The organism is Burkholderia sp. LMG 13014 (assembly GCF_905232215.1).
Taxonomy (GTDB): domain Bacteria; phylum Pseudomonadota; class Gammaproteobacteria; order Burkholderiales; family Burkholderiaceae; genus Burkholderia.
Genome location: NZ_CAJNKE010000277.1, coordinates 1 through 7637, shown reverse-complemented (window position 1 = coordinate 7637; position 7637 = coordinate 1). Strand labels below are relative to the sequence as shown.

Below are 7637 nucleotides of genomic sequence, written 5' to 3'. Positions count from 1 at the left end.
GCCCGCCGCGCCCGCCTGCATGGAACTGAAATGGCTCGAAGACTTCGTCTCGCTCGCGGAGACGCGCAGCTTTAGCCGGTCCGCCGAACTGCGGCACGTGTCGCAGCCGGCGTTTTCGCGGCGCATCCAGGCGCTCGAGGCATGGCTCGCGACCGAACTGATCGATCGTTCGGTCTATCCGACGCGGCTCACGCAGGCCGGGCAGATCTTCTACGAACAGGCGCTGACGATGCTGTCGCAGGCGCACGAGGCGCGCACGCTGCTGCGCGGCCACGTCGGTGCGCCGGTGCCGACGATCGAGTTCGCGGTGCCGCACACGCTGTCGCTCACGTATTTCCCGCGCTGGCTGCAGCGGATCGAGGCGAAGATGGGCCAGGTCCACACGCGGCTGCGCGCGCTGAACGTGCACGACGCGGTGCTGTCGCTCGTCGAGGGCGGCTGCGATCTCGTGATGGGCTATCACCACCCGAGCCATCCGGTCGCGCTCGACCCGGCACGCTACGACATGCTGATCCTCGGCAGCGAGCCGATCAGCCCGTTCTCGGCGCCGGGCCGCGCGGGGCGGCCGCGCTATACGCTGCCCGGCACGGCCGACGCGCGCGTGCCGTACCTGTCGTATACGCCGAACGCGTATCTCGGCCGGATGACGGAGGTCATCGTCGCGAATGCAACGACGCCGCTGTTCCTCGATCGCGTCTATGAAACCGACATGGCCGAAGGGCTGAAGGCGATGGCGCTCGCGGGCCACGGCATTGCGTTCCTGCCGCACAGCGCGGTCGAGGATGCGGTCGCGGGCGGCCGCCTGATCCGGCTCGACCGGTCGGTGCGCGGCGGCGCGCACCCGTTCACGCTGACGATGGAGATCCGCCTGTACTGCGACAAGCTCGCGCTGCAGGGCGACGATCCGCGGCAGAAGCTCGTGCGTGCGCTGTGGGACGTCGTGCGCGACGAACTGCGCGAAACCGCGGGTTAACCGTGGGCGGTTAACCGTCGCCGGCCGGCTGTCGTCGAGCTTGCGGCACCTGTCGGCGGGCTGTCCGGCGGCCGTCACGCATCCAGGAAACACGATTTTTCACGCACGCGATGCACGATCGATCGCGTGCGTTCTTGCGCAAATCGACCGCAGATTTGCGAAAAATCGCGATCATGCAAGAAACGCATAATCGAATAAGCAAACGGCATTGGATAAAAAAAACGGGTTTTTCGACAATGTGCGCACCTGTTGACCGTTGGAGCATCCATGTCTTCGCAATTGCAGTCCATCCCGTCCTACCTGCACGCCGATGATCTCGGCCCGTGGGGCAACTATCTTCAGCAAGTCGATCGCGTCGCGCCGTACCTCGGCTCGCTGTCGCGCTGGCTCGAAACGCTGAAGCGCCCGAAGCGCATCCTGATCGTCGACTGCCCCATCGAGCTCGATAACGGCACCGTCGCGCACTTCGAAGGCTATCGCGTGCAGCACAACGTGTCGCGCGGCCCGGGCAAGGGCGGTGTGCGTTACCACCAGGACGTGACGCTGTCGGAAGTGATGGCACTGTCCGCGTGGATGTCGGTCAAGAACGCGGCCGTGAACGTGCCGTACGGCGGCGCGAAGGGCGGTATCCGTGTCGACCCGCGCAAGCTGTCGCGTGGTGAGCTCGAGCGCGTGACGCGCCGCTACACCAGCGAAATCGGCATCATCATCGGCCCGAACACCGACATTCCGGCGCCGGACGTCAACACCAACGAACAGGTGATGGCGTGGATGATGGACACGTACTCGATGAACCAGGGCCAGACGTCGACCGGCGTCGTGACCGGCAAGCCGATCGCACTCGGCGGTTCGCTCGGCCGCAAGGAAGCAACGGGCCGCGGCGTGTTCGTCGTCGGCAGCGAAGCGGCGAAGAAGAAGGGCCTGGAAATCGAAGGCGCACGCATTGCGGTGCAGGGCTTCGGCAACGTCGGCGGCATCGCGGCGAAGCTGTTCCAGGAAGCGGGTGCGAAGGTGATCGCGGTGCAGGATCACACGGGCACGATCTACCAGCCGGCCGGCCTCGATTCGAACAAGCTGCTCGACCACGTCGCACGCACGGGCGGCGTCGCGGGCTTCGAAGGCGCGGAGCCGATGCCGAATGACGAGTTCTGGACGGTCGAAACCGACATCCTGATCCCGGCGGCACTGGAAAACCAGATCACCGAGAAGAACGCAGGGAAGATCCGCACGAAGATCATCGTCGAAGGCGCGAACGGCCCGACGACGACGGCGGCGGACGACATCCTGACCGCGAACGGCGTGCTCGTGATCCCGGACGTGATCGCGAACGCGGGTGGCGTGACCGTGTCGTACTTCGAGTGGGTGCAGGATTTCTCGAGCTTCTTCTGGACGGAAGACGAGATCAACCACCGTCTCGAGCGCGTGATGCGCGAAGCGTTCTCCGGCGTGTGGGCAGTCGCCGAAGAGCACAAGGTGTCGGTGCGTACGGCGGCGTTCATCGTTGCGTGCAAGCGCATCCTGATGGCGCGCGAAATGCGTGGCCTCTACCCCTGATCGTTGACTATGATCAATTCATGACGCAATCCACCCGATTGCGGAGATGAACCCTCGCGGGCGGTACCGGATCCGGTACCGCCCGCGCGCGCATTCGGGGCGCGCGGAGCCGGGAGGAAGGCTTCGCGGAAGGCGCTGCGACGTGCGGTAAACAACAGTACTTTCAAAAATATTACTTTGATACACTGGCGCGGGTTTAGCCAAGGAGATGACCAAAATGAAATACCACAAGGCAGTCCTGATGGTCGCGGCGCTCTGCGCGTTCGCAAGCGGCGCGCATGCTCAGGAGACGGGCACGCTGAAGAAGATCAAGGACACGGGCGTGATCGCGCTGGGGCACCGCGAGTCGTCGATCCCGTTCTCCTACTATGACGAAAAGCAGCAGGTGGTCGGCTATTCGCGCGAATTCCAGCTGAAGGTGGTCGACGCGGTGAAGAAGAAGCTGAACCTGCCGAACCTGCAGGTGAAGAACATCCCGGTCACGTCGCAGAACCGCATTCCGCTGGTGCAGAACGGCACGGTCGACATCGAGTGCGGCTCGACGACCAACAACGCCGAACGCCAGCAGCAGGCCGCGTTCTCCGACACGATCTTCGTGATCGGCACGCGCCTGATGACGAAGAACGATTCGGGCGTCAAGGATTTCGCCGACCTGAAGGGCAAGACGGTCGTGACCACTGCCGGCACGACGTCCGAGCGCCTGCTGCGCAAGATGAACAACGAAAAGCAGATGGGCATGAACATCATCAGCGCGAAGGATCACGGCGATTCGTTCAATACGCTGGAATCGGGCCGCGCGGTCGCGTTCATGATGGATGACGCGCTGCTCGCGGGCGAGCGCGCGAAGGCGAAGAAGCCGGGCGACTGGGTGATCGTCGGCACGCCGCAATCGGAAGAAGCGTACGGCTGCATGATGCGCAAGGGCGACGCGGACTTCAAGAAGGTCGTCGACGACGCGATCTCGCAAGTCGAGAAGTCGGGCGAAGCCGCGAAGATCTACGCGAAGTGGTTCGAGAACCCGATCCCGCCGAAGGGGCTGAACCTGAACTTCCCGCTGTCCGATTCGATGAAGAAGCTGTACGCGAACCCGAACGACAAGGCGCTCGACTGACCGCACGGCCGTTGATGCAGAAATGACGCTAATGAGACGGAAGAGGCCCCGCTTCTTCCGTCTCTTTTTGCTGGAGTCTTGCCCATGTCTTACCACTGGAACTGGGGCATCTTCCTGAGCCCCGTGTCGACCGGCGAGCCGACGACTTATTTCGGATGGCTGATGTCCGGCTTCTGGGTGACGATCGAAGTGTCGCTCGTCGCCTGGGTCATCGCGCTGATCGTCGGTTCGCTGTTCGGCGTGCTGCGCACCGTGCCGAACAAGTGGCTGTCCGCGATCGGCACCCTGTACGTGTCGATCTTCCGGAACATTCCGCTGATCGTGCAGTTCTTCGTCTGGTATCTCGTGATACCCGAACTGCTGCCCGCGTCGATCGGCACCTGGATCAAGCAGTTGCCGCCCACCACGCAGTTCTTTACCGCGTCGATCATCTGTCTCGGCCTGTTCACGGGCGCGCGCGTGTGCGAACAGGTGCGCTCCGGGATCAACGCGCTGCCGAAGGGCCAGCGCGCCGCCGGCCTCGCGATGGGTTTCACGCAATGGCAGACGTACCGCTACGTGCTGCTGCCGGTTGCGTACCGGATCATCGTGCCGCCGCTCACGTCGGAATTCCTGAACATCTTCAAGAACTCCGCCGTCGCGTCGACCATCGGCCTGCTCGACCTGTCCGCGCAGGCGCGCCAGCTCGTCGACTACACCGCGCAGACGTATGAATCGTTCATCGCGGTCACGCTCGCGTACGTGATCATCAACCTCGTCGTGATGGCGTTCATGCGCTGGATCGAAGGCCGCACGCGGCTGCCCGGCTATATCGGAGGCAAGTGATGCATCAGTTCGACTGGAGTAGTATTCCCGGCGCGCTGCCGACGCTGTGGACGGGGGCGATCGTCACGTTGCAGATCACGCTGATCGCGATCGTGGTCGGGATCGTCTGGGGCACGCTGCTGGCGCTGATGCGGCTGTCGGGCGTCAAGCCGCTCGCATGGTTCGCGCAGGGCTACGTGACGGTGTTCCGCTCGATCCCGCTCGTGATGGTGCTGCTGTGGTTCTTCCTGATCGTGCCGCAGCTGCTGCAGGGCGTGCTCGGGTTGTCGCCGACGATCGACATCCGTCTCGCATCGGCGATGGTCGCGTTCTCGCTGTTCGAAGCCGCGTATTATTCCGAGATCATCCGCGCCGGCATCCAGGCGGTGCCGCGCGGGCAGGTGAACGCCGCGTTCGCGCTCGGCATGAACTACGCGCAAGCGATGCGCCTCGTGATCCTGCCGCAGGCGTTCCGCGCGATGATCCCGCTGCTGCTCACGCAGGCGATCGTCCTGTTCCAGGATACGTCGCTCGTGTACGTGATCAGTCTCGCGGACTTCTTCCGCACGGCGGCCAACGTTGGCGATCGCGACGGCACGACCGTCGAGATGGTCCTGTTCGCCGGCGCATGCTATTTCGTGATTTGCTCGTTGGCGTCTGCTCTCGTCAAGGGTCTCCAGAAAAAGGTCACAAGATGATTTCCATCAAGAACGTTTCGAAGTGGTACGGCCAGTTTCAGGTCCTCACCGACTGCACGACCGAGGTCAAGAAAGGCGAAGTGGTCGTCGTGTGCGGCCCGTCGGGCTCGGGCAAGTCGACGCTGATCAAGACCGTGAACGGCCTCGAGCCGTTCCAGCAGGGCGAGATCCTCGTGAACGGCCAGTCGGTCGGCGACAAGAAGACGAACCTGTCGAAGCTGCGCTCGAAGGTCGGGATGGTGTTCCAGCATTTCGAGCTGTTCCCGCACCTGTCGATCACCGAGAACCTGACGCTCGCGCAGGTCAAGGTGCTCGGCCGCGGCAAGGACGAGGCGAACGAGAAGGGCATGAAGCTGCTCGATCGAGTCGGCCTGAAGGCGCATGCGCACAAGTTCCCGGGCCAGCTGTCGGGCGGCCAGCAGCAGCGTGTCGCGATTGCGCGCGCGCTGTCGATGGATCCGATCGCGATGCTGTTCGACGAGCCGACGTCCGCGCTCGACCCCGAGATGATCAACGAAGTGCTCGACGTGATGGTCGAACTCGCGCAGGAAGGGATGACGATGATGGTCGTCACGCACGAGATGGGCTTCGCGAAGAAGGTCGCCCATCGCGTGATCTTCATGGACAAGGGCGCGATCGTCGAGGACGACCGCAAGGACGATTTCTTCTCGAATCCGAAATCGGAACGCGCGAAGGACTTCCTCGCGAAGATCCTGCACTGAGCGTTCGCGCGCGCCGGCGCTGCATGTGCGTCGATGCGAAAACCGCCCGGCCAGGCGCCGGGCGGTTTTTTTTCGTCCGCTGTCCGCAGGTCGTGCGTTACCAGCTGTAGCGGTAGCCGACCTGCCCGACGATGCCGCGCCGGTAGTCGCCGCCGATGTTGCGCGCGATCTTCGCGTTCGCATACAGCTCGCCCGACTTGCCGAAGCCCGCGGTCACGCCGACGCCGAGCTCGTACCACGTGCGGCCGAGATGCGTCGCGAACGGCGTGCCGCCGACGACGGTCTGGCCCGGCGACAGGAAGTCGTGCAGCACGTCGGCCGTGAAGTACGGCGTCGCGGCACCGCCGCCCGAATCCGACTGGAGGTTCGGGTGGAAGATGCGCACGCCGACGCGGCCGCGCAGCGCGTTCGTCGTCGTGCCCGACACCGCCGAGACGTTGTCGTTGAACCCGTTCAGCTTCAGGTACTGATACATCAGCTGCGCCTGCGGTTCGACCGCGACCGGCAGCGCGCCGATCGCGAACGGCTTGCCGACTTCCTGCGACAGTGCGATGCCGAAGCCGTTCTGCGACGCCTCGTTGCCGTAGCTGTCGCGGTAGCGGTTGCCGTAGTGCGTGACCTGCCCGACGCTGTCGAAGTACGTGCCGTCGGACAGGTACTTCGTCCAGTAGCCGCCGACGCTCTGCGCATGCATCTCGACCGAGCCCGTCGACGTCGACAGGTTGGCCGCATCGGCGCGTGCCCTGTCGCTGAAGCTCGCGTTCGACACGCCGATGCTGGCCGTCACGCCCGCGTGCGTGCTGCCGCCGCCGTTCGGCGCCTGGTCGAGCGTCCAGTCCTTGCCGAACTGCGCGAAGAACGTGCGCTCGTCGGCTGCGAAGCGGCCCGCGTTCGCGTCGAGACTCTGGCCGCCGATGCGCCCCCACACGCCGTCGCGATTGCCGGCCTGCTGCTTTTCGAGGTTGTAGATGTCGCCGACGCGCTCGTGCAGCTTGCCCAGTGTGGAGAAGCCGTAGTCGGCGTTGAGCAGCGGCGTGAGCGCATAGCCCGAGACACCAGGGCGATACGCGAGCGTGCCACCGGTGCCATTCCCGTTGTTGCCGCCGTCGCCGCCGCCGGACGGGTGGATCGGGTCGCCGGGGTCCGACGGATCGAGCTGCGAGCGCAGGTACCAGCCGTTCGCGTCGCCTTGCCCGCCGCGATAGAGCCGGTATTCGTACGCGCCCGCCTGCACGGGCCCCGCGAGCTGGAACGCCGATGCGGTGGTCGTGCCGCCGTTGCTCGTGACGACCACCGGAATCCCGTCGCCCTTCGTCTGTGCACCGGTGCCGGCCGTGTTGGCGATCTTCAGGCCCGTCGTGCCGCTCGCGGTGCCGCCGTTCACGATCACCCGATCGGTCGGCGATGCGTCGGCGCCGAGGAACGTGTTGAGCGCGATCGTGCCGCCGTTGCCGACATAGCTGCCGGTCGTCAGCGTCTTGTAGCTGCCGGCGACCGTCGGCGAACCGGTCGGTGCGGCGAACGCGACGAGGCCCGCGTTGTTCAGGCTGCTCAGCACGGAGCTGCCCGTCATGCGCCACGTGCTGCTGCTGTCGACGGTCAATGCGACCGGATCGATCGTGCCGGTCAGCGTCGTGCCGTTCGCGAGCAACACGTTGCCGATGCTCGATGCGTCGGAGACGACGTTGCCGGTCAGGTTCACGGCCGACGCGGTGAAGCTGGCGTGGCTGCCGTTCGACAGGTCGAGCAGCGTACCGTTGCCGGCCGTCACGACC

At 64.9% G+C, this 7637-nt stretch carries 7 protein-coding genes; 6 read left to right on the top strand and 1 reads right to left on the bottom strand.

Annotated elements, in window-relative coordinates:
* Nucleotides 1-19: 19 nt before the first annotated feature.
* From JYJ84_RS23020 to JYJ84_RS22995, 6 genes are all read left to right on the top strand, one after another.
* The gene (locus JYJ84_RS23020; protein ID WP_046544936.1) at nt 20-973 is read left to right on the top strand and encodes a LysR substrate-binding domain-containing protein; all 954 of its coding nucleotides are present in this window, start codon (nt 20-22) and stop codon (nt 971-973) included.
* Between the two features lie 267 nt (nt 974-1240).
* Complete coding sequence (locus tag JYJ84_RS23015; RefSeq protein WP_011350945.1) at nt 1241-2527, top strand: Glu/Leu/Phe/Val dehydrogenase; 1287 nt, start codon at nt 1241-1243, stop codon at nt 2525-2527.
* 217 nt (nt 2528-2744) lie between these two features.
* On the top strand, nt 2745-3638 hold the full coding sequence (locus JYJ84_RS23010; protein WP_164462529.1) for a glutamate/aspartate ABC transporter substrate-binding protein: 894 nt from the start codon (nt 2745-2747) through the stop codon (nt 3636-3638).
* An 84-nt stretch (nt 3639-3722) separates the two neighbouring features.
* Nucleotides 3723-4463 (top strand): amino acid ABC transporter permease, encoded by a 741-nt coding sequence (locus JYJ84_RS23005; RefSeq protein ID WP_043191234.1) that lies wholly within the window; start codon nt 3723-3725, stop codon nt 4461-4463.
* Entirely contained in the window at nt 4463-5140 is a 678-nt protein-coding gene (gltK, locus tag JYJ84_RS23000) for a glutamate/aspartate ABC transporter permease GltK (RefSeq protein ID WP_122944477.1), read from the top strand. The genes JYJ84_RS23005 and gltK overlap by 1 nt, the downstream gene beginning before the upstream one ends.
* Entirely contained in the window at nt 5137-5862 is a 726-nt protein-coding gene (locus JYJ84_RS22995; RefSeq protein ID WP_011350949.1) for an amino acid ABC transporter ATP-binding protein, read from the top strand. Before gltK ends, JYJ84_RS22995 begins: the two co-directional genes overlap by 4 nt.
* Before the next feature lie 97 nt (nt 5863-5959).
* On the opposite strand, the gene JYJ84_RS22990 is transcribed toward JYJ84_RS22995, so the two are convergent.
* Nucleotides 5960-7637, bottom strand: a 1678-nt coding sequence (locus tag JYJ84_RS22990; protein ID WP_205189500.1) for an autotransporter outer membrane beta-barrel domain-containing protein, incomplete at its 5' end; no start/stop codon positions are given.